Genomic DNA, 25012 nt, shown 5'->3' with positions numbered 1-25012 from the left:
ATGTGATTTTATCACACCCTGTCTGCTGTTAATTCGGGGATAAGGGAATGAACCTGATTTTGGCTTGGGGGCTTGATGTCAGAGTCATTGGTATCACGCATGATATAACCTCTTCCCCATACGGTTGTAATGAGATTGCCCAAGCCGTAATTTTGTAATTTTCGCCTTAATTTACAAATAAAGACGTCAATAATTTTCATTTCCGGTTCGTCAATGCCGCCATAGAGGTGGTTTAAGAACGTGTCTTTGGCAAGGACTGTATTTTTCCGCACAACTAACAGTTCAAGAATAGAATATTCTTTACCTGTAAGATGTAATGGACGGCCGGATACACTGACGATTCTACTTTCGAGATTCAACTCCAGGTCACCGACTTTCAATAATGAGTCGGCATAACCACGTGAGCGTCGTATCAAAGCTCTGCAGCGTGCAATTAATTCCTCTGTGTCAAAAGGCCTGACAAGGTAATCGTCCGCTCCCATGGAGAAGGCTTTTACTTTAACCTGCGATTGGCTGACAGAAGAGAGAACCATAACAGGTAATTTTAATTGCGAACGTCGCGTCTGGCGAATAAGTTCCGGTGCGTCCATATCTACGAGATTAAGATCGGTAATCAACAGGTCAAAATCATAATGACGCATCATATCCAAAGCGTCTTCTCCTGTTTTGACATGGTCTACCGCATAAGCTGCTCCCTGAAGGATTTGCACCAGGGGGTTGGCACTGGAAAGGTCACTCTCGGCAATTAAAATGCGCATTTTTTTATCCTATTAACTAGGCTGTCATGAGAATTATTACCTATCGAACGAATACAACCTCTGATTGTTTCTAAGCTAAAACACTTCTTTATTCAATCATTTTTTATGGTGTGTTTGCGCGTATCACAAATAAGAGACAGCTTATTTTTATTAATTGAGTTTTAATAATCCGTAAAAATTTCACAGAATTTAGGATAAAATTTCTTTTGGGATATTAATGCAACAATTTATACTATATGGTTTAGTCCTATTTATATGTAAAAGATTATTTAACTACAAAAAGTTAATCTCTGTTCTCATGGGAATGATTGAAAGCTTCAGAGAAGGTTAAGAAAGTTCTGTGCTATGGAAAAAGAGAAAGATCGTTTAGCTGAAACGCTTTTTTATGACTTGCTACAGCTTGAGAATAAGGCGCTTGGAGAGCTTCAGTCCGCTGAAGAGACACTCATGATGCGTTATAACGCTGCAAGCGATCCGGAAACTGACGATGTCACAGTCGAAGAGTTCAGCAAGTGGCTTCATGAAGGGCGTCAGGAGATAGAGCAGGCCCGTGCCAGGCTGGCAGCTGTTACTTTGGAGCGGGGATTAGTCCGTGACGCGCTTATCACCAGTCAGGCTCCTGTAAAGAGCGCCTGACCGGGCTGGATGGGCTTCGGATGGGAGCCCCCCTTAATGGTGCGACCGTAGCGAGTTCAGAAGAGCTGAAGAGGTTCCAATCACAGCGCAGGCGACTGGGTGCTCGCTATCTCTTACCAGAAGTAGAAATATCTTTTTCTGATCGGGAAAAAGGTCGCATTCAATTTCAAAGATGCTCGGTAAAACCGACTTTGGGGTTTCCTGTTCCAGGAGCCGGTAGGTTTTAGCCGCTTCCTGCAGGAAACGAGCGGAGACTTTTTCCAGGGCGATGAGAAGAGCTTCATCACTCAGGGGAACAGACTTACTGTGGAGTGTTTTTAACCGTGCCCAGTCTTCTTGCAGAATGAAGCATGGAATTCCGCCGTCTTCTGTCTGGCGTTCAGACCGGACGATTTGCCCGGACTGAGCCAGTTTTACGATATCAAGAGCGGGAAGTTTGGTAGGGTCAAGGGTAATGGACATAAAAACTAGACCCATTCCCCCTGTCGCATCAGAGGCTGGCTGACGCCATCTTTAACACCGTCTACATCAATATGTTCTGAGCCGATCATCCAGTCTATATGAATGATGGACTGATTGGCGCCCCGGGCAAGGAGCTGTTCTTCAGTGTGTCCTTCTGCGTCCATCATGCATTTTGTATAAGATTGCCCCAGGGCAATGTGGCTTGAGGCGTTTTCATCAAAAAGCGTATTACGGTATAAAATGCCGCTTTGCGAGAGGGGGGAGGAGTGAGGGACAAGAGCCACTTCTCCGATACGGCGTGCTCCTTCATCGCTTTCAAGAAGGCGTTCCAGAACGTCCTGCCCGATAGCAGCATTGGCTTCGACAATTTTCCCATCCTGAAATCGTACGCGGATCATATCAATCAGCGAACCCTGATGAAAAAGGGGCTTTGTGCTTGAGATCGTGCCATTCACGCGGGCGCAATGGGGAGTCGTAAACACTTCTTCGGTCGGGATATTGGGATTGCAGATAATATTGTTGGTCGTTGTTTCAGCCCCGCCGGCCCAGAAATGCCCTTCTGCGAGTCCGATTGTGATGTCTGTGCCTGGCCCCTTGAAGGAAAGGGCATCAAAACGCAGGTCATTAAGTTGTCTGGAGCGTTCATGAAGGAGTCGATTATGTTCCTTCCAGGCACTTATGGGGTCATCATTATCGACGCGTGAGGCCTTGAAAATTCCTTCCCAGAGGGCAGCGAGCGCATCTTTTTCCGGTAAATTGGGGAAGACCTGCCTTGCCCAGGCCGGGTTGGCAGCGGCGACAATTGTCCAGTTTGTGGCAAATTGCGTAATGGCTTCCATCGCGGGACGATTAACCCTGGAGCTGGCTTTGCTGGCTCGGGAAATATAATCAGGATTCTGCCCTTTAAGGAGAGTCGGGTTACCACCTGTAATGGCAAGGCGGGCAGCGCCTTCCTGATAGGCCTGTGCCATAGCATTCGCGAGCCATCCATTAGCTACGTCAAAGCTTTCAGGGGAGGCATAAAGGTAGCGCGCCAGAGTGCTTTCATCATCATTGAAGAATGTCGTAACGAGAGAAGCTCCTGCCTTATAGGCATGCTCTGTGATACGGCGCACTAAAGGCGCTGCATCAAGGGGAGCTGTCACAAAAACCTGTTGTTGGGGAACCAGGTTAAGCCCGACGCGCACAGCAACTTCGCCTAAGCGATCAAGTAATTGCTCATGGGTATATTCTGTAGAAGACATGATCTGAACTCTTCTGGAGTGATATGGATGAGGAAAGAGGGGTCAAGGTTCCAGCCTTGAAGAGAATGTCATTTCCCTCTTCAGAGAGGCCCGTTTTTAGGGCGTATAATCTGGTCAAGAACGTTAACCAGCTGTTCACATTGCTCTTTAGATCCGATTGTTATACGCAGCCATTGCCTGATGCGTTCGATAGAAGAGAGATGCCGCACCAGAATACCGTGCTCTCTCAATAAGCCTGTGAGGCTGAAAGCATCATAATCGGGGTGTTGAACCAGGATAAAATTGGCTTTGGACGGTACAACCTGAAAGCCCCGTGCCCTTAGTTCCGGGATGAGCGCATCACGCGTGGCCATAACTCTGGTTGTGTTTTTTAAAAACCAGTCCTGATCCAGTAATGAGGCCGTGGCTCCTGCCTGGGAAAGACGGGAAAGAGGATAGGAGTTAAAGCTGTCTTTGACGCGTATCATTCCTTCGATCAAGGCAGGATCCCCCAGCGCATAGCCGACACGTAATCCGGCAAGAGACGAGGACTTGGAGAATGTCCGCACAATAAGCAGATTGTCATAATGTCTGATGAGTGGAACGGCTGTTTCCGCTCCAAAATCGACATAGGCTTCATCGATGATGACGACACGATCAGGCTGTGCCTTCAGCAGTTTTTCGATATCGCTGACAGAAATAGCACGCCCTGTCTGGGCATTGGGGTTGGCTATGGCAATTCCCCCACAAGGGCCGGTATAATCCTCTACATTGAGAGAGAAATCCTGCTGCAATGGGACAGAGCGGTAGGAAAAACCAAAAAGCGTGCAATAGACGGGATAAAATCCGTAAGTAACGTCAGCAAAAAGGACGTCTTCATCCTCTCTGAAGAGAGCCCGAAAGGCATGAGCCAGGACTTCGTCTGACCCATTTCCTACAAAAACATTCTCGGGCTTCAGGTCAAATTGCCGGGCAATGGTCTGGCAGAGAGTCGAAGACGTGGGATCAGGATAAAGACGAAGGTTGTCATTTACCGCGTCTTCCATGGCTTTTAAGGCTCTGGGGCTGGGGCCGTATGGGGATTCGTTGGTATTAAGCTTGATCAACCCCGGGGTCTGTGGCTGTTCGCCAGGTACGTAAGGGTGAAGCAGGTGAACTGAAGAATTCCAGAAACGGCTCATAATGTTACCCCGGTTTAGTGGCTATGATGTAAAATCATTCTATCGTGAGCATGCACGAAAAGAAATCAGCTGAAAAGATGACCAATCCCCTGGTTCTGGGCCAGCATACGGGCTGAAACGCCTTCTATGTCCTTATGGTCCGGGTTGGCGCCAGCAGTAAGAAGCTTTTTGGCCATGCTTTCCCGCCCGAACATGATGGCAAACATCAAAGGCGTTCTTCCGGCATGGTTGGGTTTGTCAATGGAAGCGCCTTTTTCGATTAGAAGATCAGCTATAGCGTCATAGCCCTTGAAGGCGACCCCTGAGAGGGCCGTTGCCCCTTTGAGGTCCGTCGCATCAGGATCGGCACCATGGTCTAATAAAAAACGGGCCGCTTCCAAGTGGTTATTGTAGGTGGTTACAATAAGAGGCGTGTATCCACGGCTGTCTGTACAATCAATTGGCATGCCTGCATCAAGAAATTGTGATAATAGATCAATATCGCTGCTTCGTGCGGCTTCAATAAATAGGGCGGTTATCTGCTCTGGTGTAAAATTTATTTTATGCTGTGTCATAAACACCTCTGTTTTATACAGGAAATGCCAAATCAATGTCTAACAGAAAGGGTTTTCTTTCTTAAGGGCTCCATTATGACGAAAAGCTTTATCAAACGCCAAAATGTTTATCATTTGCGCTTTCATAATAAAGAGCAGCAGCGTCTTGTGCCAGATTTTTTTGCTTTTTTGTCAGTGGGTTCGGATAAGGTTTTGACTATTTTGTGAGTATGTAAATGCTCAGAAGAGCTGGACAGGGTCTCTTGCAGAAGTGCACACTGTCGGGGAAACATATTATAGATCTTATGAATTGGGGATTTTCAACGTGACTGAAGCACTATCGAAACTTAGCATTGATACCATTCGCACTCTTTCGATGGATGGGGTGCAGCGTGCCAATTCCGGTCACCCTGGTACAGCCATGGCGCTGGCACCAGCGATGTATGCGTTATGGCAGCATGATATGAATTATGACCCAGCCAATCCGCTCTGGCCGGCACGAGACCGTTTTGTGCTCTCTGGCGGTCATGCGTCAATGCTGCTTTATTCCCTGATTCATCTTGCCGGTATCCATAAGGTTAAAGATGGCACTGTTCTTGAAACGCCCTCTCTGACACTTAAGGATCTGGAATCCTTTCGTCAGTTGGGCTCCCTCACACCGGGGCACCCTGAATATCATCATACAACAGGCGTCGAAACAACGACGGGCCCCTTAGGGCAGGGCTGTGGAATGTCCGTCGGGATGGCGATGGCAGAGCGTTGGCTTGCAGCACGTTATAACCGCCCTGGGTTTAACCTATTCGACTATCATGTCACGACATTCTGTGGTGATGGTGATATGATGGAAGGTGTTGTTTCCGAGGCGGCATCTCTGGCCGGACATCTGGCCTTAAGTAATATTACCTGGGTTTATGATCGTAACCACATCTCCATTGAAGGTTCAACCGAGCTGACCTTTACCGAAGATGTTGGAAAGCGTTTTGAAGCTTATGGCTGGCATGTCGTTCATGTTGATGATGGCAATGATCTGAAGGCTATTCTGGCAGCCCTGAAAGAATGTAGACAGGTTAAGGACAAGCCGAGCCTGATCGTTCTGACAACGGTTATTGGCTATGGCGCCCCGCATAAGGCTGGAACAGCCTCAGCGCATGGGGAACCCCTTGGTGACGAGGAAATTGCCGGTGCGAAGGCTGCCTATGGTTGGCCGAAAGATGCGCCGCCCTTCTTTGTGCCTGAAGGCGTGAAAGAGCATTTCGCAGAAGGACTTGGTCAACGTGGGGCCAAAGCCAGCGCGAAATGGTATGAGCTTTTTGCAGAATATGAGAAAAAATATCCTGAACTCGCAGCTGAATTGAAAGCGATTTTCGCAGGTGACCTTCCTGCTGGCTGGGATAAAGATCTGCCGGTCTATCCTGCCAATGAAAAAGGAATTGCTTCTCGTGCAAGCTCTGGTGACGTCCTTAACGATGTTGCAAGAAATCTCCCATGGATGATTGGTGGCTCAGCAGATCTTTCACCGTCAACCAAAACGACCATTAAAGATGGTGGTTCTTTCCAGCCTGCCAAATGGAACGGCTCTTATAGCGGGCGTAATATCCACTTCGGGGTGCGTGAGCACGCCATGGGAGCGATCTGTAACGGTCTGGCTCTGGCAGGATTGCGCAGTTTCTGTTCAGGGTTCCTGATCTTCTCTGATTACATGAAGAACCCCATCAGACTTTCAGCATTGATGAACCTGCCTGTAACCTACGTGTTTACCCATGATTCAATTGGCGTGGGTGAAGATGGACCAACGCATCAGCCAATCGAGCAGCTGGTTCAGCTGAGGGCAACGCCGAATGTGGTTGTGATGCGTCCTGCTGACGCCAATGAGGTTTCAGAAGCATGGCGTTATACAACGCAGCATAAAACCGGCCCTGTCGCTTTTGCTCTGAGCCGCCAGACTCTGCCAACGATTGACCGCACAAGATATGCTTCCGCTTCCGGTCTGGCAAAAGGGGCTTACGTTCTCGGCTGTTGTGGGCAGACGCCCGATATCATTCTTATGGCGACGGGCTCTGAAGTGGATCTGGTTGTTAAAGTCTATGAACGCCTGATTGAAGAAGGCGTGAAAGCCCGCGTCGTTTCCATGCCCAGCCTTGATATTTTTGAAGAGCAGGACCTGGCTTATCGTGAGTCAGTGTTGCCTCCATCAGTAAAGGCGCGTGTGGGTGTTGAAATGGCATCTCCCATTGGATGGGACCGTTACGTCGGTCCGACAGGAACCATGATTGCCATGCGTGGTTATGGAGCGTCAGCTCCGGCAGGAGAGCTGATGAAGAAATTCGGCTTTACAGTTGAGGAAGTATATAAAGCAGCAAAAGCCCAGCTGGCTGCTCATAAGTAATATAGTAGAACGCGTAATAATACATAAAGGAAGAGAAATGACCCAGAATAAAGAGGGAAATTCCTTGCAGGGACTGGCCGAATATGGCCAGTCACCCTGGTTTGATTTCATCCGTCGTGATTTTACTGCCAACGGATCTCTGAAAAAGATGGTCTTGGAGGATGGATTAAAAGGGGTAACTTCCAACCCTGCGATTTTCGAAAAAGCAATCGGCCATGGGGCTGAATATGAAGAGGAAGTGCGTTCTCTCCTCTCAAAAGAAAATCTTTCAGCTGGTGAGCTTTATGAGCGCATCGCCATTGAAGATATTCGTGATGCCTGTGCTGTTCTGAAACCGGTTTTTGATGAAACCCGGAAGCGTGATGGCTATGTAAGCCTCGAGGTATCGCCTTATATTGCGTACGATCAGAAAGCGACCATCGCGGATGCGCGTCGCCTCTGGAAAGAGGTTCATCGTGAGAACCTCATGATCAAGATCCCTGCAACGAAAGAAGGGACGGCGGCTGTAAAAGAAGCGATTGCTGACGGTATTAATGTCAATGTAACGCTTCTTTTCTCACTGGATGCCTATAAGGCTGTTCTTGAAGCCTATATTCAGGGCCTTGAAGAACGGGTTCAGAAAGGTCAGGCGATTGATCACCTGGCAAGTGTGGCTTCTTTCTTTGTCAGCCGGATCGATAGTAAAATTGACGCCGAGATTGACCGCCGTGTCGCCGCTCATGACCCGGAATCCGCTGCATTGAAAGCATTGCGTGGCAAGGTTGCGATTGCCAATGCGAAACTTGCCTATCAGCACTATCTTGACGTGATCAGGAGCCCACGCTGGAAAGCTCTTGAAGCCAAAGGAGCACAGTCGCAACGTCTTCTGTGGGCCAGTACCGGCACCAAGGACAAAGCCTATAGCGATGTGCTGTATGTTGAGGAACTGATTGGTGGTGATACGGTTAACACCATCCCACCTGCCACGTTTGATGCTTTCCGTGACCATGGAAAATTAAGAGCCAGCCTGGTTGAAAATGTCGAAGAAGCGCGCAAGGTGCTTTCTGAGACAGAGAGGCTGGGCCTTGATCTGCAGAAAGTCACTGACATTCTGGTAACAGAAGGTTGTGCCTCTTTCTGTGTTGCCTTTGACGCCCTGCTTGGTGCTGTGGAAGCGCGCCGTGAGGCTGTTCTGGGTGACCGGCTTGCCTCTGTAGGGATCACTCTGTCAGACGATATTTCAAATGCTGTTGTAGCGGCTGAGAAGAAATGGGCGCAGGATGGTGATATTCGCCGTATCTGGGCTCGTGACCCTGCTGTCTGGACAAATGGACCGGAAAGCAAGTGGTTAGGCTGGCTTAATGGCCCAGCTGACAGTCTGGAGCGCTGTGACGTTTATGAAAAATTTGCTCAGGAAGTAAAGGCGCGTCATTATAGCGACATTCTTCTTCTGGGAATGGGCGGGTCCAGCCTTGGGCCGGAAGTGCTGGAAAAAACCTTCGGTCACGTTGCGGGTTTCCCGCGTCTGCATGTCCTTGACAGCACTGACCCTCAGCAGATTGCGAGTTTTGAAAAGAAAATTGATCTTAAAAAGACGCTTTTCATTGTTTCCAGTAAATCAGGCAGCACATTGGAGCCCAATATCCTCTTTGCCTATTTCTGGGAGCAGGCCAAGAACGCTCTGGGTCAGGAACCGGGAGCAAACTTTGTTGCGGTAACAGATCCGGGCTCAGCGTTTGAGAAGAAAGCGAAAGACCATAAATTCGGACATATTTTCTATGGCAATCCGGAAATTGGTGGGCGCTATTCAGTGATTTCGGCTTTCGGCCTCGTTCCTGCGGCCGCTGCTGGGTATAATGTGCGCGCTATTTTGGAGAGCGCCATGCTGATGGTTGGCTCCTGTGATGGCAGCGTGCCTCCCTTTATGAACCCCGGAGCCCGCATCGGGCTGACATGGGGTGTGGCGGCCAGAACCTTCGGGCGTGATAAAATCACGATTGTTGCCTCTGAAAGTTTTGCCTCTCTCGGTGCCTGGCTGGAGCAGCTCGTTGCTGAAAGTACAGGCAAAAAAGGTACAGGTCTGATTCCTATTGATGGGGAAACGCTGGCCGATCCTGCTGTCTATGGCAAAGATCGTGTCTTTGTGGAGCTTCGCCTGGTGAATGAAGCCCCTGATCCGCGTCTGAAAGCCTTACGTGAGGCGGGACATCCTGTCGTGGCAATCCATCTTTGTAATAAAGAGCAATTGGCACAGGCATTCTTTGTCCTTGAATTTGCGACCGCCGTTGCCGGTGCGGTTCTGGGAATTGATCCTTTTGACCAGCCGGATGTTGAATTCAGCAAAGTCGAAACACGTAAACTGACTTCTGCTTATGAAGAAACAGGTCGTCTCCCGGCGGAAGCGCCTTTCGTGACAGATGGCTCTCTTGAGTTCTACGCGGATGACAAAAATGCCAAGGTTCTTGGGAATGGTGACGGAGTTTCTGTCCTGAAAGCTCATTTTGCGCGTGTCAAGAAGAGCGATTACGTTGGCCTGCTTGCTTATATTGAGCAAAATCAGCCTCACAGTGCCTGGGAGCAGCATTTGCGCCTGACGCTGAGAGACCTTCTTCATGTGGCTGTCGCGGCTGAGTTCGGGCCACGGTTCCTCCATTCAACCGGGCAGGCTTATAAAGGGGGGCCTGATAGTGGCGTCTTCCTCCAGATTACGGCAGATGATGTTGCTGATTTAAAGGTTCCTGGATCCAGCTACACATTTGGTGTTGTGAAAGCTGCGCAGGCGCGGGGAGATTTTGACGTTCTTGCCTCTCGGGGTCGTCGTGCTCTTCGGGTACATGTAAAAGGCTCGCTTGAGGACGGCCTGAAACGCCTGACCAGCCTTGTTACAGAAGCTCTTAAAGGAACAAAATAAATGCATATCGGAATTATTGGTCTTGGTCGAATGGGCGGTAATATCGCGGCACGCCTGACCCGCCATGGCCATGATGTTGTTTTGCTTGATCGCACTCCACAGACCTATATTGATACGGTCGCCAAATGCGCCGAGGGTAAAGCCCATGGGGTTCATAGCCTTGAAGAAATGGTTGAGGCTCTCGGTAAATCAGGTGAAGCGCGTCGCGTAATCTGGATTATGTTGCCTGCGGGAGACATTACTGAGGAGATGGTCTCCAAAGCGGGTGATCTGCTTGGCAAAGGTGACATCGTTATTGATGGTGGCAACACTTATTATAAAGATGATATCCGCCGCGCCAGAACACTGGCTGAGAAGGGCATTTCCTATATCGATGTCGGTACTTCAGGCGGTGTCTGGGGTCTGGAACGCGGTTATTGCCTTATGTATGGAGGGGCGAAGGAAGCAGCCGATTATGTTGATCCTTTCCTGAAAGCTCTGGCACCGGGCGTTGGCGATGTTGTGCCTTCTCCCAACCGCACGTCAGGTAAACACGACTCTCGTGCTGAGCAGGGTTATCTTTATTGCGGCCCTGCTGGTTCCGGTCATTTTGTAAAAATGGTTCATAACGGGATCGAATATGGCATGATGCAGGCATTTGCAGAGGGGTTTGACGTGCTCAAATCCAAAAACTCTGAAAAACTGCCTGAAGAGGAACGTTTTGACCTCAATGTCGCAGATATTGCAGAAGTCTGGCGTCGCGGAAGTGTGGTCTCCTCATGGCTGCTGGATTTGACAGCATCGGCTCTCGCCAATAACGGCGAACTCAGTGAGTTCAGTGGTGAAGTCCAGGATTCAGGAGAAGGCCGCTGGACCATTGAAGCGGCTATTGAGGAAGATGTTCCGGCACCTGTTATGACGGCGGCATTATTTACACGCTTCAGATCTCGTTCTGGCAATAACTTTGCTGAGAAAATGCTTTCAGCAATGCGCTTTGGCTTTGGTGGTCACGTAGAGCCAAAATAAACTATGACCAATAAAGGGCATCAGGTTTTATGCCTGGTGCCCTTATCAGAAAAAGGATTTTCGTTTTATGGGTGAAGAGCGTCTCCCAATCAAACTTGTCGTTTCGGATATGGACGGCACTCTCCTCCCGAAAAACAAAATCCTGACGGCAAGAACACTTGAAGCGATCAGGCAGCTTGAAAAAGCGGGGATCACTTTATGTCTTGCCAGCGCGCGCCCTCCCGGCGGAATGATGCGTTATATAAATCAGCTTCATTTAACGTCACTCTGTGCCGGTTTTAATGGCAGTGTTATTTTTACGCCTCATAAACAGGTTCATCAGGATATTACATTACCTCTGGCTCTGGTGCGTGAGCTTATAGATCTCCTGGCTTCCTACCCTGTGGAAGTGTGGTTGCAGGATTATAAATTATGGCTCGTAGAGGATAAAATGACGCCTCTTGTCCAGCATGAACATGATGTAACGGATGTGAAACCCGTTCAGGTTCCCAGCCTGCGTGAGAACGCTGTGCCGGTTAATCGTGTGGTTGTCATGGGGCAGGACGCTGAAGCCCTGATTGAGCTGGAACAGATGTTAAATGCCCGTTATCAGGGGCGTATTGCAGCGCTGCGGTCCAATCCGCACATGCTTGATATTACGGCACCTTTAGCAACAAAAGGGAACGCCGTCAGAAAAATTGCTGAGCTTTATGGCGTTAAACCTGAGCAGGTTGCGGGTTTAGGGGATGCCGATAATGATATTTCGCTCCTGCAGGCGGCAGGTGTCAGTATTGCCATGGGACAGGCTTCGCAGATTGTAAAAGATGCGGCCTCTTTTGTCACAGCCAGCAATGAGGAAGAGGGATGGGCTAGGGCGATTGAAGAGTTTGTATTGCCTGCCGCTTCCTGACAGGCGGAATAGGCAGATCGTGAGAGTAAAATGATATGATAATGACTATGAAAACCGCGTCGACCGAAGTTCTGGCTGATACTGATGCCGTGGCGCAGCGTATGGCGGCTTTACTGATTCACGCAATCAGTGTTTCCAAAGAGCCAAAAGTCCGGATTGCTCTTTCTGGGGGTTCGACCCCGAAACGTCTTTTTGAATATCTTGCCCAGCCAGAAATGGCCCGGAAAATTGACTGGTCACGCCTTGAGATTTTTTATGGTGATGACCGCCATATTCCTTATGATCATGAAGATAGTAACCATAAAATGGCAATGGAAACATTTCTTTCCAAAGTGCCTTTGGACCCCTCACAGATTTACCCAATTCCTGTCTCCGGGACAGCCGAAGAGGATGCAGCGTCCTATCAGCGAACCCTCCAGAAGACATATGGTAGTGACAGGTTACAGTCTGGTAAACCCCTATTTGAGGTTGTCATGTTAGGGCTTGGACCTGATGGCCATACAGCGTCTCTTTTCCCTGAACAGAAAGTGTTAAATGAGCGTAATGACTGGGTGGGTGTTGCCAGACCGACTCATGTGCCTTATGAGCGCGTAACATTGACTTATCCTGCGATTGCCTCAAGTCGTCTCGTGGTGTTTCTGGTGACAGGTGCCAGCAAAACAGCGATGCTTGAGAGGCTGAAAGCAGGTGACGAAACGATTCCTGCCGGACGTATTTCATCTGAAGGCAGGATTGTTATTTTGGCTGATAGGGCCGCCGCTGGAGCTGGTTAGATGAATATGGATGCATGCAAGGAGGCAGCAGCGCAAAAGGCTGTCTCTTTTGTTGAGCCCGGTATGATTGTGGGACTTGGGACCGGGACGACAGCCGCTTTCATGGTGAAGTGCCTCGGTCAACGTGTTGCCAATGGGCTGGAGATTACAGGGATTCCCACGTCAGAGGCGACGGCGGCTCTGGCTCGCAGCTTGGGGATTAAACTGGGCACACTTGATGAGTATCCCGAGCTTGATATTGCCATAGACGGAGCTGATGAAGTTGAGAAAGGGACGCTTCATCTTATAAAAGGTCTTGGTGGCGCCTTGTTCCGGGAGAAAATGATCGCCCAGGCGACAAAGCGTTTTATTGTTATTGTGGATGAAACCAAGCCTGTTGAGACATTGGGGGAGCGTGTTCCTGTTCCGGTGGAAGTTGTGCCTTTTGGTGCCAGAAGCACTGTGACCCGTCTATTAAAAGTGGGTGCCCAGAATGTCGTGGAACGTAGGACAGGACAGGGGGAGCGCTTTATTACCGATAACGGTAATTATATCTTTGATTGTCATTTCGGCCCCATCGAAAACCCTGTCCTTCTGGAGCAGACTCTGGATTCAATTGTTGGTGTTGTAGAGCATGGCCTGTTTGTGAATATGACGCAGGATGTCATCATCGCCAAAAAGGAAGAAATTGTGCAATGGTCTCTTTAAAAGGAGACGTTACGATTAAAGAACAACCGGTTATGACACCGCGTTATCTGGTGGTGATGGGTGTTTCCGGTACAGGGAAAACAACATTGGCCGAAGGGCTGGCAAAAAGACTGTGCTGGCCTTTTCAGGAAGGGGACGCCCTTCATCCAGCCTGCAATGTGGCTAAAATGGCTGCCGGTCATCCTTTAAATGATGAAGATCGGGCACCATGGCTCAAACTATGCCATGAATGGCTTGAGAAGCAGGTCAGGAGAGGGCAGGGTGCCATATTAACCTGTTCCGCTTTGAAACGGAGTTACAGGGAGATCTTGTCCCGGGGATTACCCGTGCAGTTTATTTATCTGTGCCCTGCGCCGGAAGTCGTAAAAGAGCGCCTCCAACATCGATCAGGGCATTATATGCCGCCTTCTTTGCTCCCCAGCCAGTATGCAACGCTGGAAGAGCCAGGGGAAGACGAACCAGTCTTACGTTTTTCCAGCCTGGATGAGCCTGGATCCTTGCTGAGTAGCGTTCTTGAACGTCTTTTCAGCCCCCGAAAGATACTCTGAAAGACGGGCGAAATTACAAATCCTGCGAGCGGGACAGAATTTCCATAATTGACGCAGATGTCTCTTCAATGGAGCGCCTTGTTACGTCAATAACAGGCCATTTATGGGTCCGGCAGAGACGTTTGGCCCAGTTGAGTTCTTCTTCCACTTTTTCGTAATTGATATAATCAGTCTGTTGTGCGTGAGCGCTCTGTCCCTTTTCAGGGATAATCTGTGAAAGTCGTGTTTTGCGGATATCAATGAGCGTCTGTGTGGAGATGGTCAGACCGATAATGGGACAGGAGGCTTCAAACAGGGTGGAAGGGGGCTCAATTCCCATGACAAGGGGAATATTGGCCGCCAGGATGCCACGATTGGCGAGATAAAAACAGGTTGGTGTTTTTGAAACGCGTGAGACACCGACCAGAATGACATCGGCTCCTTTGAGGTCCTGCACCTGCTGACCATCATCATGGGCCAGAACATAGTGCATGGCCGTAATACGGCGATTATAGCTTTCATCCATAATATATTGGCCACCGGGGCGGCCGTTAGGGGTCTCTCCCGTTTCTTCTGCCAGAAAGCTTATGGCGCTGTTCAGGACGTCAAGAAGACGGACATGAAGCGCATCACATCCCGCTTTCAGTTCGGCCTGAAGTTTGGGGTCTGTGAAAGAGGACATAACAAGTCCTGGTTTTGCTTCAATCTGCTCAAGAACGTGGCGTAATTGCAAAGGCGACCGGATCAGATTCCAATGGCGCAGACGAATTTTCAGCATGGGGAACTGAGCTGTGCAGGCACGGGCGACAGCATCAAGTGTCTGCCCTGTTGCGTCTGAGATCAGGTGTAATGTGAGTGTTTTTGCCATAAATCCTCCTTTTATAAAATCAGTGATAAAAAAGACCGCTTTTATAAAAAGCGGCCTTTTAAAACTGTTATAAAAGCTTTGGTCTCAGCCTTATTTTTTAGCGTTGGTGCTCAAAGCAGCCTGTGCCGCAGCCAGGCGGGCAACAGGAACGCGGAAAGGCGAGCATGAAACATAATCCAGCCCGACCTCTTCAAAGAAGCTGATAGAGCGTGGATCGCCGCCATGTTCACCGCAAATCCCGAGTTTGAGCCCTGGTTTGGTTGAACGGCCTTTCTCAACGCCCATACGAACCAGAGCGCCGACACCTTCCTGGTCAATGGAAATGAAAGGATCCTGTGGCAGAAGCCCTATCTCTACATAGGAGGGGAGGAAGGAGCTCGCATCATCACGCGAAAGCCCTAGGGTCGTCTGGGTCAGATCATTTGTCCCGAAGGAGAAGAAATCTGCACTTTCTGCAATCTTGTCTGCCATAAGGGCTGCTCTTGGCAGCTCAATCATGGTGCCGATCTGGTAAGGGAGTTCGGCCTTCTGCTCTTCCAGCACATCAGAGACAACTTTTTCACAGATTTTGCGGAGCAGATCGAGTTCAGCCTTTGTGCCAACAAGCGGGATCATGATTTCAGGGGTGACGGAACGTCCTGTTTCCTTACCGACAATCAGAGCCGCTTCAATCAGGGCACGAACCTGCATTTCGTAAATTTCAGGGTAGCTGATGCCTAGGCGGCAACCGCGATGGCCCAGCATCGGGTTGGCTTCTGAAAGGGCGGTTCTGCGGTCACGTAATGATTCCACATCCTGCCCGAGAGCCCGAGCCACTTCAGCAAGTTCATGCTCTCCATGGGGAAGGAACTCATGAAGTGGCGGGTCAAGCAGACGCACTGTTACTGGCAGTCCTGCCATCGTGCGGAAAAGAGACGTAAAATCGTCACGCTGGAAGGGCAGCAGGGCATTAATGGCACGAGCTCGGGCATCCTGTTCTTGTGCCATAATCATCTGACGTACATGACCGATGCGTTCCGGGCCAAAGAACATATGCTCTGTACGGCAGAGGCCGATCCCTTCAGCACCAAAGCGCAGGGCCGTTTCGGCATCATCCAGTGTTTCAGCATTCGCACGGACGCCAAGGCGGCGGACTGAATCAGCCCATTGCATAAGCGTTGTAAAATCCCCGGAGAGAGACGGGGGAACGGTCGGAACGCGACCGAGGAAAACCTCGCCTGTGCTGCCATCCAGGGTAATCCAGTCACCTGCTTTGAGGGTATGGCCATTCACGCTTAATGTCTGGGCATTGTAATTGACGGCAATCGTTCCAGCACCGGCAACGCAGACGCGCCCCATGCCGCGAGCAACAACAGCGGCATGAGAGGTCATGCCCCCACGTGTCGTCAGAACGCCGCGTGCAGCATGCATCCCGTGAACATCTTCAGGAGACGTTTCGATACGGACAAGAATCACGTCCTCACCGCGGGCGGCACGGTCTTCCACATCTTCGGCACTAAAGGCAATGACACCCGTGGCCGCTCCGGGAGAAGCCGGGAGGCCTTTTGTCATAACGATACGTTCGGCTTTTGGGTCAAGAACAGGATGCAGGAGCTGATCAAGCGATGAAGGAGCAACCTGTTTGATGGCTTCTTCTTTCGTGATCAGGCCCTCTTTCGCCATATCAATGGCAATACGTAAGGAAGCAGCCGCTGTGCGTTTACCATTACGTGTCTGAAGCAGATAGAGTTTGTTGCTCTGGACCGTAAACTCAATATCCTGCATGTCATGATAATGACGTTCCAGCAGTTCACGGACTTTCAGGAGCTCTTTATAGGCATTGGGAAGAGCTTTCTCCATGGAGATCTGGCCGGAAGAGGCTTTTGCTTCGGCCATAGGCTGAGGCGTGCGGATACCGGCAACAACGTCTTCACCCTGGGCATTGATAAGATATTCCCCGTAGAAAATATTCTCACCTGTGGAAGGGTCACGGGTAAAGCAGACACCTGTTGCGCAATCATCGCCCATATTGCCGAAAACCATCGACTGGACATTGACCGCCGTGCCCCAGCTAGCGGGAATGTCATGCAGACGGCGATAGGTGTTGGCGCGGGGATTCATCCAGGAATTAAAGACGGCACTGATGGCGCCCCATAATTGTTCCTTGGGGTCTGATGGGAAAGGAGTTCCTGCTTCATTGAGAACCAGGGCTTTGTAATCCTCAATCAGCAGTTTCCAGTCTTCAGCGGTCAGTTCCGTGTCGTCTGTTTTATGGAGGGTATGTTTTGCCCGTTCCAGGATTTCTTCAAAATGATGATGCGGGACTCCCATAACAACAGAGCCATACATCTGGATAAAGCGGCGGTAACTATCCCATGCGAAACGATCATCACCTGATGATCTGGCAAGGCCTTCAACGGTCTGGTCATTCAGCCCAAGGTTGAGGACGGTGTCCATCATACCCGGCATGGAAACGCGTGCGCCGGAGCGGACGGAAACAAGCAGGGGAGCCTGAGCATCCCCAAAGCGCAATCCCATCGCTTTTTCGATGCCTGCCATAGCCTCTTCAAGCTGCTTTTGCAGATCTGAAGGGTAAGAACGCCCATTCTCATAGAAAGCGGAACAGACTTCTGTCGTGATAGTAAAACCTGGAGGGACGGGAAGCCCTATTCTCGCCATTTCTGCGAGATTGGCACCTTTACCACCCAGAAGGTTACGCATATCAGCGCTTCCTTCATTCAGTCCGGGTCCGAAACTATAAATCCACTTGCTCATCGCTTGCCCACTCATTTTGTCCTGTCCTGATCGTTGGAGATAAGGGCAGGAATTATCCCTTCTGTAAGGCAGAGGATGCCCGTAAGCCCCTCTGATTCTTCAGAATTTGAATCATGACTTTTTCTGTTGAAAGCTGCAATGGATTTTTAAAATTTTTTTTAAATAAAAGATGAAAATTATGTAAGTCTATGCGCTTTTATCGTTTGAGAGGGGGAAGAATGTCTCATAACTTCTTGTAAGTAAAGGATATGATGTCAATCAAGAGAGGTCTGCCAGGCAGGACCGATGATCGCAACAGCACGCTTTCCTGCTTCTTCACGCAAAATAATCATCTCACATTCCTCTAGGTAATGAAGTTGACGGCGTGCACGGCTGAGAGAGTGTGTGCCATAGATTCTGGCAAGCATTTCATCGGTCGGGCAGGAGGATTGAGCTCGTGCAGACTGGGCCAGAAGAAGATAAAGGCTCTGAAGGTCTTCAGGCAGTGTTTCGGAGCGTCTGAGAATATCCTGCCACTCTTCAGAAAGAGAGTCTTCATAGGAAATTCCTGAGCGTACAGAGCCAAGAAGGCGCCTGAAACCGTTCATATCGAGAACGGAACGTGGCAGCCCATGAAGGCGCGCTCTCATCTGAAAGTCCTGATAAAGAGTGGCTAAAGCGTGATAATAGCTTTTCTCATCGCTGGTTGTCTCACTGACCAACCTCCATAACTCAGTGGGATCACTCTCCTGAGGTTGAAGCGACGTCGTTTCTTCCTGAGCGGTTTCATGAGCGCGCCTGTCAGCATAGGCATCAAGCTGGGCCAGAAGGTCAGGTGCGGGCGGAGGGGGTTCCCGTCTTGCGCGCGGCGTAAGTTCAGGCTCATCCTGTAAAATGAGGTCTCGCAATTCCTCAACCGGGACAGAGGGTTTCTCCAATGGCATGAGCATGGGGCCAGATCCGCGGCTCATTGTGGCTACAGGGCCTATGGTGATGCGTTTTGGGCGGCGGGACAAGGCGGGACCCAGCGCCATGAACTGGCCCCGTTCGAGATCCCGGAAAGCCTCAGCCGCTCTTCGTTCCATTCCCAGAAGGTCTGCTGCGCGTGCCATATCAATATCGAGGAACGTTCTCCCCATCAGGAAGTTTGATGCTTCAGCAGCGACGTTTTTGGCCAGTTTGGCCAAACGTTGTGTGGCGATGATCCCTGCAAGCCCTCTTTTGCGGCCACGGCACATCAAATTGGTCATGGCTCCCAGAGAAAGCCGGCGTGCTTCGTCAGAGGTATCGCCGCCTACAGCAGGGGCAAAAAGCTGGGCTTCATCGACGATGACGAGAACAGGATACCAATAAGCGCGTGGTGCCTCAAAAAGACCGTTCAGAAAAGCGCCTACGGCCCGTAACTGTCTTTCCGCTTCTAATGATTCGAGATTGAGGACCACAGAAACACGGTGAATACGGGCCCGTTCTCCAGCGGCCTGCAGCGCAGCCTCACTCTGGGCTTCCACGTTAATGACAAGGTGATCATAAGGCTCAGCCAGAGTGACAAAATCTCCCTCGGGATCAATGATAATCTGCTGCACAAGGGTGGCTGTCTGTTCCAGCAGGCGTCTGAGAAGGTGTGACTTCCCGGAGCCTGAATTGCCTTGCACAAGCAGGCGTGTCGCGAGAAGTTCCGGCAGGTCCAGAACAGCATTGGCCCCGGTCCTGTCATGGCCGAGAGAAATGGAAGCAGAAGAAGCAGTTGTCATAGAATTATAGTTTAGCGGGCAATGAAGAAGAGAGCCAGTGCTCAACACCCTGACTGACAGTATAGGCCGTGGAAAAACAGGCCTGGAGGAGATATCCGCCTGTTGGAGCTTCCCAATCCAGCATCTCCCCACAGGCAAAAACGCCTGGGTGATTTTTCAGCATGAAATTTTCATCCAGAGCCGAAAAACGCAGACCCCCCGCCGTTGAAATAGCACGGTCGAGCGTGTCTGTGGCTGTCAGAGTAAGAGGAAATTGTTTCACTGATTGAGCCAGAGAGGCAGGGTCTGAGCCTTTGGTAGTTTGATGAGCGATCAGAGAGGCTGAAAATTTATCGAATTTCAGAGCTTTGCGAAGGCGGTTTGTGAGCGTTTCCCGTGGGCGCTGATGGGCCAGCCGTTCCTCGATCATATCACGTGTCAGAGACGGCCTGAAATCAAGAAGAAGCGTTGCAGAACCTTGCTCTTTCAGCTGTTCGCGCAAAAGTGGTGACAGAGCGTAAAGAGGGGCCCCCTCAAGCCCTCTTTGTGTCACTGTCAGATCGCCTCGTGCTTTTTGCCCTGCAAAGCTGAGGGAAACCGATTTCAGGTGTGATCCCTCATATTTCTGGCAAAATTCGGGAGACCAGTCGGGAAGAAAGCCGCAATTTGAAGGTTCGAAGGGAGCGCAAAGCTCAGTAAAAAGATGGGACCATTTGCCATTGCTCCCCAGACGGGGCCAGCTTGCGCCGCCCATGGCAAGGATGCAGCTCCCAAAGGACAAAGTGACACTTCCCTGATTGTTCTTAAAAGTGGCGGTTTGTCCTTCGAGCCCGATCAGCTCATGGCGAGGATGGAAAACAACGTTCAGCTCTTCCAGTCTCCGAAGCCATGCCCGGAGCAGAGGGGAAGCCCTGAATGATGAAAGAAAAATTCTTCCCGAACTGCCTTTAAAGCAGGATTGACCGAGCCCTTCAGCCCATTCAATCAGAGCTTCCGGAGGGAAAGTCCGTATGGATTTTTCAAGTTCTGGTTGTGCTGTGCCGTAACGGGAAAGGAAACGTTCCAGCGGTTCACTATGCGTAAGATTGAGCCCGCTCCTACCTGCCATGAGAAATTTCCTGCCAGGCCGGCTCATATGATCAAAAAGATGGACAGAATAGCCTTTTTGCGCCAGACATTCCGCAGAAAACAGGCCAGATGGCCCTGCTCCGATAATGATGACCGTATTATTGACAGAGGAAGAGACAGGGATATGGGTCATCAGCGAAAATAGTTCTTTCAGAGTGGTTTGTTTCTCTATAAAGGGCTGGAACGTTATTGAGAAGGATTTGACATGAAACGTTGCACGACGATCAACGGTCTCCGTCAGGCACGTGCTGACTATAAGCAGGTTGGGTTTGTACCGACAATGGGGTTCCTCCATGAAGGGCACCTCTCACTTGTCAGACAGGCCAAAGCAGAGAATGAAGCTGTTATTGTCAGTATTTTTGTCAATCCAACCCAGTTTGGCCCGCAGGAAGATTTTGCCAGCTATCCACGCGATATGGAGCGTGATCTTGCTCTTTTGGCAAAAGAGGGTGTCGATGTGGTTTTTACGCCTGAAGCATCAGAATTTTATCCCTCTGATTTTGCCACCACAATAGAGGTCGGCGGTGTTGCGGAGCAATTGGAAGGGGCTTCCAGACCAGGACATTTTTCAGGGGTGGCGACGGTTGTCACCAAACTCTTTAATATCGTGCAGCCTGATAAAGCCTATTTTGGTCAGAAAGATGCGCAACAATGTGCCGTTATCAAACGTCTGGTCACTGATTTGAATATGCCGGTTGCGCTCAGAATTGTGCCAACAGGACGCGAAGAAGATGGGCTTGCCTGCTCCAGCCGTAATGTCAGGCTGAGTGAGGAAGAGCGAGCTCTGGCACCTGGGTTATATAAAGCGCTTCAAGGTGTTCAGGCACTTTTTCAGTCAGGAGAGCGCGACCGTTCTATTCTTGAGACACGTCTGAAAGAACTGTTAGGTCAGAATAATATTCCGCAACCGGATTATGCTGTCATTGTCGATCCTCAGAGCTTTGAGGCTGTCTCTCCTGTCACTGAGGATGCTCTGGCGCTTCTGGCCGTTCCTTTCAAAACCGTCAGACTTATTGATAATCTGCCATTAGGAATGAAGTAAGACCTCCGCTTTATAATAGGAGACCAGGGCGCTCCTTAAAATTAAGGGGGCTTCTTTTTTCTTCTTTGGCAGGCGGATGAAAAGCCATGAGACTTAATCAGGCGACTCTTGGTCTTCTTCTGGCTCTGGCCGGATTTGCGTCTCTTTCCATAAGTGACATGTTTTCCAAATTGCTGGCAGGGCAGCTTAATCCGTTTGAAGTGGCTTTCTCAGGAGGCGTCTTCGGAATTCTTTTGCTGCCGGTTGTGAAAAAGAAGCATGAAAGTTTTGCCGAGATCATTCCTTATAAGCGTGAGATCCCGCTTTGGATTTTGCGGGCATTGGCAATCTTTACGGCGACAGCGGTCAGTGTTGAGGCTTTCATGCTGCTTTCCATGCCGGAAGCTTTGTCGCTGATGTTTTTAATGCCGTTTATGGCAAATATACTTTCGGCCCTATTTTTGAAAGAACGAATTTCCGCGGCCTCATGGTGTTCCGTTTTTATCGGTTTTATCGGCGTTCTGATTGTTTTAAGGCCAGGTGTCAGACCTTTTAACCTAGGCTATGCCTGTGCCCTGATTTCTGCTTTTGCCAATGCCATCAGTGTTATCGCCTATAAAGTTTCAGCAGGTAAAACCAGTCGGCTGGATTTGCTGGGTTCCACCCTTGCAGGCCCTCTTATTGGTAACGGTTTGTTAATGATGGGCCATTTTTCCTGGCCTCGGGACATAAGTGCCTGGGTCTATTTGTTTGGTTATGGGTTCCTTGCGGCTTTAGGTCAGCTTTTTCTGATGACGGCAGCGCAGAAAACTCCCGCAAGCAGAGTTTCCATTTCCCAATATAGCCAGATGATCTGGGCGGTTCTTTTCAGTCAGATTATTTTTCATGATCATATGGACCGCTGGACGGTGCTGGGCGTTGTGATCGTTACCTTTTCCGGCACAGTCAACTGGCTTGCCCGGTATCTTGTGCTCGTTATGTCAGGGAAATTTTCTTTGTCAAACGAGCTGAAAAAGCACCGGAACTCCGTCTCATAATAAATTTACAAGACCATTATAAGTATAATTTTATAAGGGTTGCGGCGAATATGCTGGAAGAGAGGTAGGTGAGAGGTATAGGCTGGAAGCGTAGCGAAAAAACAGTAACGTCAGGGAGTATGAAAGATGCCTCATGAAATTCCTCGTTCGGTCACATCGCCCAAGAAATTCATTATCGGCAATGGGTTGCTTGCCCAATTACCTGATTTTGTAAAGGATTTTGGCGATAATGCACTGATTATCAGTGACGTTTTTATTGTTGAACGCGTCAAAAAGGAAAGCGTCACAGCTTTGGAGCAAGCCGGGCTGAAAGGCTATGCCGAGCAATTTGCCTATGAATGTACTGATGGCGAAATAAAGCGTCTTGGCGAGCTGGCGATGGCCAAAGGAGCCAACGTAATTGTCGGTGTCGGTGGTGGGAAAACCCTTGATACGGCAAAAGCGGTTGCTCATTATTATAAATTGCCCGTCATTCTCTACCCGACAATCGCCTCGACGGATGCTCCGTGCACGGCACTGGCCGTTATTTATACAAAAGAGGGTCAGTTCGATCGCTATCTTTACCTGCCGCAAAATCCTGATGCGATTATAGCGGATATGGATATTGTAGCAGCTGCTCCTGCGCGCTTCTTCGCTGCCGGGGTAGGGGACGCATTGGCGACCTATTTTGAGGCACGGGCCTGTTACAGGGCAAATGGCCTTAATCTTGTCTTGAAAAAGCCGTCTCATACAGGGCTTGGCCTTGCCAGAATGTGTTATGAGTTTTTGTGTGAGAATGTTGAGAAAGCCATGTATGGGATACGCAACAGCCTTTCCATCCCGGCGGTTGAACAGACGGTGGAAGCGACGATTTATCTCAGTGGAATTGGCGCTGAATCCGGTGGGCTTGCAGCGGCCCATGCCATTAATAATGGTATGAGTGCTGTGCCTGACCTCCATAAGGCCCAGCATGGAGAAAAAGTGGTGTTCGGGCTCCTGACGCAGCTTGTTCTCGAAAATGCCCCGACAGCAGAAATCGAATCGGTTATCAGAGTGATCAAGGCAGCGGGATTGCCTATGACGTTGGCTGAGCTGGGGGTGAAGACGTTCAAGGAAGAGGAATGGCGGAACGTTGCCCATTTGGCCTGTGATAAAAATGATACGATGGGCAATATGCCGTTCGAAGTGACGGAAGACGTTGTTTATCGTGCCATGGTCGCGGCTAATACAATGGCGGAATTTTATCGTAAGAACTAGAATTTCATAAAACCTCTTCCTTCAAGGACTCCAGAGGGTTTTTGAGGGGAGAGGGGTTTGTTCTTACTAAAGTTCCTAAGGGGAGTTTTGTTGCGTGACCGATATAATAGATGTGTCAGGTTATAAATTTAAGGCGTTAATATTTGATTGTGATAATACAATCGCCAAAACGGCTCCCCTTCATTATGCATCCTTCGGGGCCGCGTTGAAAAATGCCGGGTATGAACTTCCACGCGACTGGTATTTTGAGCGGGTGGGCGTTTCCGGTCCTGATATGCTCAGGGAATTTAAGGAAACTTTCGGCGCCAGCTTTGATGTTGATCAGGTCAATGACGAAAGTTCCGCCTTATTTCAGAAAAATATTGAACATGTTTCAGAAGTTGGGCCCGTGGCACAGCTTGCCCGTGATTATTATCGTCACGTCCCTATGGCCGTGGCTTCAGGAGGGCAGCGCTCTGTTGTGGAAGCGACATTACAGGCCATTGGGGTCAGAGATCTCTTTGAGATTATTGTGACGGTTAATGACGTAAGAAAAGGCAAACCTTCACCGGACCTGTTTTTGCTGGCAGCGGAAAAGATGGGGATTGCTCCGGAGCAATGCCTTGTTTTTGAAGATAGTGATGAAGGTATCGCGGCAGCGCATACTGCAAATATGAAGGTGATTGACGTTCGTCAGGCTCTGGGTCCTTCATATTTGCAGTAAAAAGAGCTTGGAGAGCAGGTTTCTAGCGGGGTTTGGGCTGCGCAGTTCTGGCCTTGTCTTTTATAGACAGGATCACAGCACCCAGAGCCTCGTCTCCCTGCGGGACGCTCCCGCTGAAGTGGCCCTTATTATCTTCCAGCATCCCATAATGAGTAATACGGCCGAGATATTTGCCTTTCTGATCTTCGACCTTTCCATCTTTTTTCAGGCGTCCATTATAGACCCCGTTACTATCCTCAAAATGGCCATTTTCATCGACACGCCCGGCATAGCGGCCTTCGGGATTTTCGATCGTGCCGTCGTTTTTTATACTTCCTGCGAAATGACCGTTGCGGTCCTTAATCGTCCCCTCATCATCAATATGGCCAACATACTGGCCCGCAGCATTGGTGATGGCGCCTTCATGGCCAACGCCTTTTATCTCATCTGCATAAGAAGCTTGAATCAGAGTAAAGCCTCCGATGAAGAGTGCTCCCGAGAAAGATGGGAGAAACCATTCTGATTTTCTTTTCATAATGTTACCTCCGCCATGAAAAGACGAAAATTTTAGTGAGATTATCGCTTTGTTTAATAAGACTTTTTATCGTTAACTATAGAAATTTCAAG

23 protein-coding genes are annotated in these 25012 nt (G+C 49.7%); 13 read left to right on the top strand and 10 right to left on the bottom strand.

Annotated features, from left to right (window positions below):
- Positions 1-11: 11 nt before the first annotated feature.
- Positions 12-758, bottom strand: a complete 747-nt coding sequence (locus tag ACSYSY_RS06575) for a response regulator transcription factor (protein WP_491706777.1) — start codon at positions 756-758, stop codon at positions 12-14.
- 345 nt (positions 759-1103) lie between these two features.
- On the opposite strand from ACSYSY_RS06575, the gene ACSYSY_RS06570 reads away from it, so the two are divergent.
- Positions 1104-1394 carry a hypothetical protein gene (locus ACSYSY_RS06570; protein WP_491706776.1) on the top strand — a complete coding sequence of 97 codons (291 nt, stop codon included), beginning with the start codon at positions 1104-1106 and terminating at the stop codon, positions 1392-1394.
- A gap of 33 nt (positions 1395-1427) precedes the next feature.
- Here the strand turns inward: ACSYSY_RS06570 and ACSYSY_RS06565 are convergent, their stop codons facing one another.
- The 4 genes from ACSYSY_RS06565 to ACSYSY_RS06550 form a co-directional block, all read right to left on the bottom strand.
- On the bottom strand, positions 1428-1871 hold the full coding sequence (locus ACSYSY_RS06565) for a hypothetical protein (RefSeq protein WP_491706775.1): 444 nt from the start codon (positions 1869-1871) through the stop codon (positions 1428-1430).
- On the bottom strand, positions 1862-3100 hold the full coding sequence (locus tag ACSYSY_RS06560) for an aminopeptidase (RefSeq protein ID WP_491706774.1): 1239 nt from the start codon (positions 3098-3100) through the stop codon (positions 1862-1864). The genes ACSYSY_RS06565 and ACSYSY_RS06560 overlap by 10 nt, the downstream gene beginning before the upstream one ends.
- Before the next feature lie 80 nt (positions 3101-3180).
- Positions 3181-4260, bottom strand: a complete 1080-nt coding sequence (gene hisC / locus ACSYSY_RS06555) for a histidinol-phosphate transaminase (RefSeq protein ID WP_491706773.1) — start codon at positions 4258-4260, stop codon at positions 3181-3183.
- Between the two features lie 65 nt (positions 4261-4325).
- A complete protein-coding gene (locus tag ACSYSY_RS06550) occupies positions 4326-4814 on the bottom strand; it encodes an ankyrin repeat domain-containing protein (RefSeq protein ID WP_491706772.1) in 489 nt (162 codons plus the stop codon).
- Positions 4815-4889: 75 nt separating this feature from the next.
- On the opposite strand from ACSYSY_RS06550, the gene ACSYSY_RS06545 reads away from it, so the two are divergent.
- The 8 genes from ACSYSY_RS06545 (at position 4890) to ACSYSY_RS06510 (ending at position 13971) form a co-directional block, all read left to right on the top strand.
- Positions 4890-5021, top strand: coding sequence for a hypothetical protein (locus tag ACSYSY_RS06545; RefSeq protein WP_491706771.1), 132 nt, complete (start codon positions 4890-4892; stop codon positions 5019-5021).
- 148 nt (positions 5022-5169) lie between these two features.
- Positions 5170-7179: a transketolase gene (gene tkt / locus ACSYSY_RS06540; RefSeq protein WP_491708243.1), complete on the top strand. Its 2010-nt coding sequence runs from the start codon at positions 5170-5172 to the stop codon at positions 7177-7179.
- Positions 7180-7216: 37 nt separating this feature from the next.
- A complete protein-coding gene (locus ACSYSY_RS06535) occupies positions 7217-10069 on the top strand; it encodes a bifunctional transaldolase/phosoglucose isomerase (RefSeq protein ID WP_491706770.1) in 2853 nt (950 codons plus the stop codon).
- Positions 10070-11074 (top strand): phosphogluconate dehydrogenase (NAD(+)-dependent, decarboxylating), encoded by a 1005-nt coding sequence (gene gnd, locus ACSYSY_RS06530; RefSeq protein WP_491706769.1) that lies wholly within the window; start codon positions 10070-10072, stop codon positions 11072-11074.
- Positions 11075-11141: 67 nt separating this feature from the next.
- Positions 11142-11963 carry a Cof-type HAD-IIB family hydrolase gene (locus tag ACSYSY_RS06525; RefSeq protein WP_491706768.1) on the top strand — a complete coding sequence of 274 codons (822 nt, stop codon included), beginning with the start codon at positions 11142-11144 and terminating at the stop codon, positions 11961-11963.
- 41 nt (positions 11964-12004) lie between these two features.
- A complete protein-coding gene (gene pgl / locus ACSYSY_RS06520) occupies positions 12005-12736 on the top strand; it encodes a 6-phosphogluconolactonase (RefSeq protein ID WP_491706767.1) in 732 nt (243 codons plus the stop codon).
- Positions 12737-13423 (top strand): ribose-5-phosphate isomerase RpiA, encoded by a 687-nt coding sequence (gene rpiA, locus ACSYSY_RS06515; RefSeq protein ID WP_491706766.1) that lies wholly within the window; start codon positions 12737-12739, stop codon positions 13421-13423.
- Positions 13411-13971, top strand: a complete 561-nt coding sequence (locus tag ACSYSY_RS06510; protein WP_491706765.1) for a gluconokinase — start codon at positions 13411-13413, stop codon at positions 13969-13971. The genes rpiA and ACSYSY_RS06510 overlap by 13 nt, the downstream gene beginning before the upstream one ends.
- 13 nt (positions 13972-13984) lie before the next feature.
- Here ACSYSY_RS06510 and ACSYSY_RS06505 read toward each other — a convergent pair whose 3' ends face one another.
- The 4 genes from ACSYSY_RS06505 to ACSYSY_RS06490 all read right to left on the bottom strand — a co-directional run bounded on the left by ACSYSY_RS06505 (position 13985) and on the right by ACSYSY_RS06490 (position 20542).
- Positions 13985-14818, bottom strand: a complete 834-nt coding sequence (locus ACSYSY_RS06505; protein WP_491706764.1) for a pyruvate, water dikinase regulatory protein — start codon at positions 14816-14818, stop codon at positions 13985-13987.
- A gap of 90 nt (positions 14819-14908) precedes the next feature.
- On the bottom strand, positions 14909-17572 hold the full coding sequence (gene ppdK / locus ACSYSY_RS06500; RefSeq protein WP_491708242.1) for a pyruvate, phosphate dikinase: 2664 nt from the start codon (positions 17570-17572) through the stop codon (positions 14909-14911).
- Between the two features lie 254 nt (positions 17573-17826).
- Complete coding sequence (locus tag ACSYSY_RS06495) at positions 17827-19302, bottom strand: helicase HerA domain-containing protein (RefSeq protein WP_491706763.1); 1476 nt, start codon at positions 19300-19302, stop codon at positions 17827-17829.
- Between the two features lie 4 nt (positions 19303-19306).
- The gene (locus ACSYSY_RS06490; RefSeq protein ID WP_491706762.1) at positions 19307-20542 is read right to left on the bottom strand and encodes an NAD(P)-dependent oxidoreductase; all 1236 of its coding nucleotides are present in this window, start codon (positions 20540-20542) and stop codon (positions 19307-19309) included.
- A 72-nt stretch (positions 20543-20614) separates the two neighbouring features.
- Between ACSYSY_RS06490 and panC the strand changes: the two genes are divergently transcribed.
- The 4 genes from panC (at position 20615) to ACSYSY_RS06470 (ending at position 24406) form a co-directional block, all read left to right on the top strand.
- The gene (gene panC / locus ACSYSY_RS06485; RefSeq protein ID WP_491706761.1) at positions 20615-21451 is read left to right on the top strand and encodes a pantoate--beta-alanine ligase; all 837 of its coding nucleotides are present in this window, start codon (positions 20615-20617) and stop codon (positions 21449-21451) included.
- A gap of 86 nt (positions 21452-21537) precedes the next feature.
- A complete protein-coding gene (locus ACSYSY_RS06480; protein ID WP_491706760.1) occupies positions 21538-22467 on the top strand; it encodes a DMT family transporter in 930 nt (309 codons plus the stop codon).
- Between the two features lie 126 nt (positions 22468-22593).
- Entirely contained in the window at positions 22594-23703 is a 1110-nt protein-coding gene (locus tag ACSYSY_RS06475; protein ID WP_491706759.1) for a glycerol dehydrogenase, read from the top strand.
- Between the two features lie 94 nt (positions 23704-23797).
- Positions 23798-24406, top strand: a complete 609-nt coding sequence (locus tag ACSYSY_RS06470) for an HAD family hydrolase (protein ID WP_491706758.1) — start codon at positions 23798-23800, stop codon at positions 24404-24406.
- Positions 24407-24428: 22 nt separating this feature from the next.
- Here ACSYSY_RS06470 and ACSYSY_RS06465 read toward each other — a convergent pair whose 3' ends face one another.
- The gene (locus ACSYSY_RS06465; protein WP_491706757.1) at positions 24429-24920 is read right to left on the bottom strand and encodes a 5-fold beta-flower protein; all 492 of its coding nucleotides are present in this window, start codon (positions 24918-24920) and stop codon (positions 24429-24431) included.
- Positions 24921-25012 lie beyond the last annotated feature (92 nt).

The organism is Aristophania sp. ESL1100 (assembly GCF_058511235.1).
The sequence above is the reverse complement of the archived record's forward strand: the minus strand, read 5'-3'. Positions and strand labels throughout refer to the sequence as shown.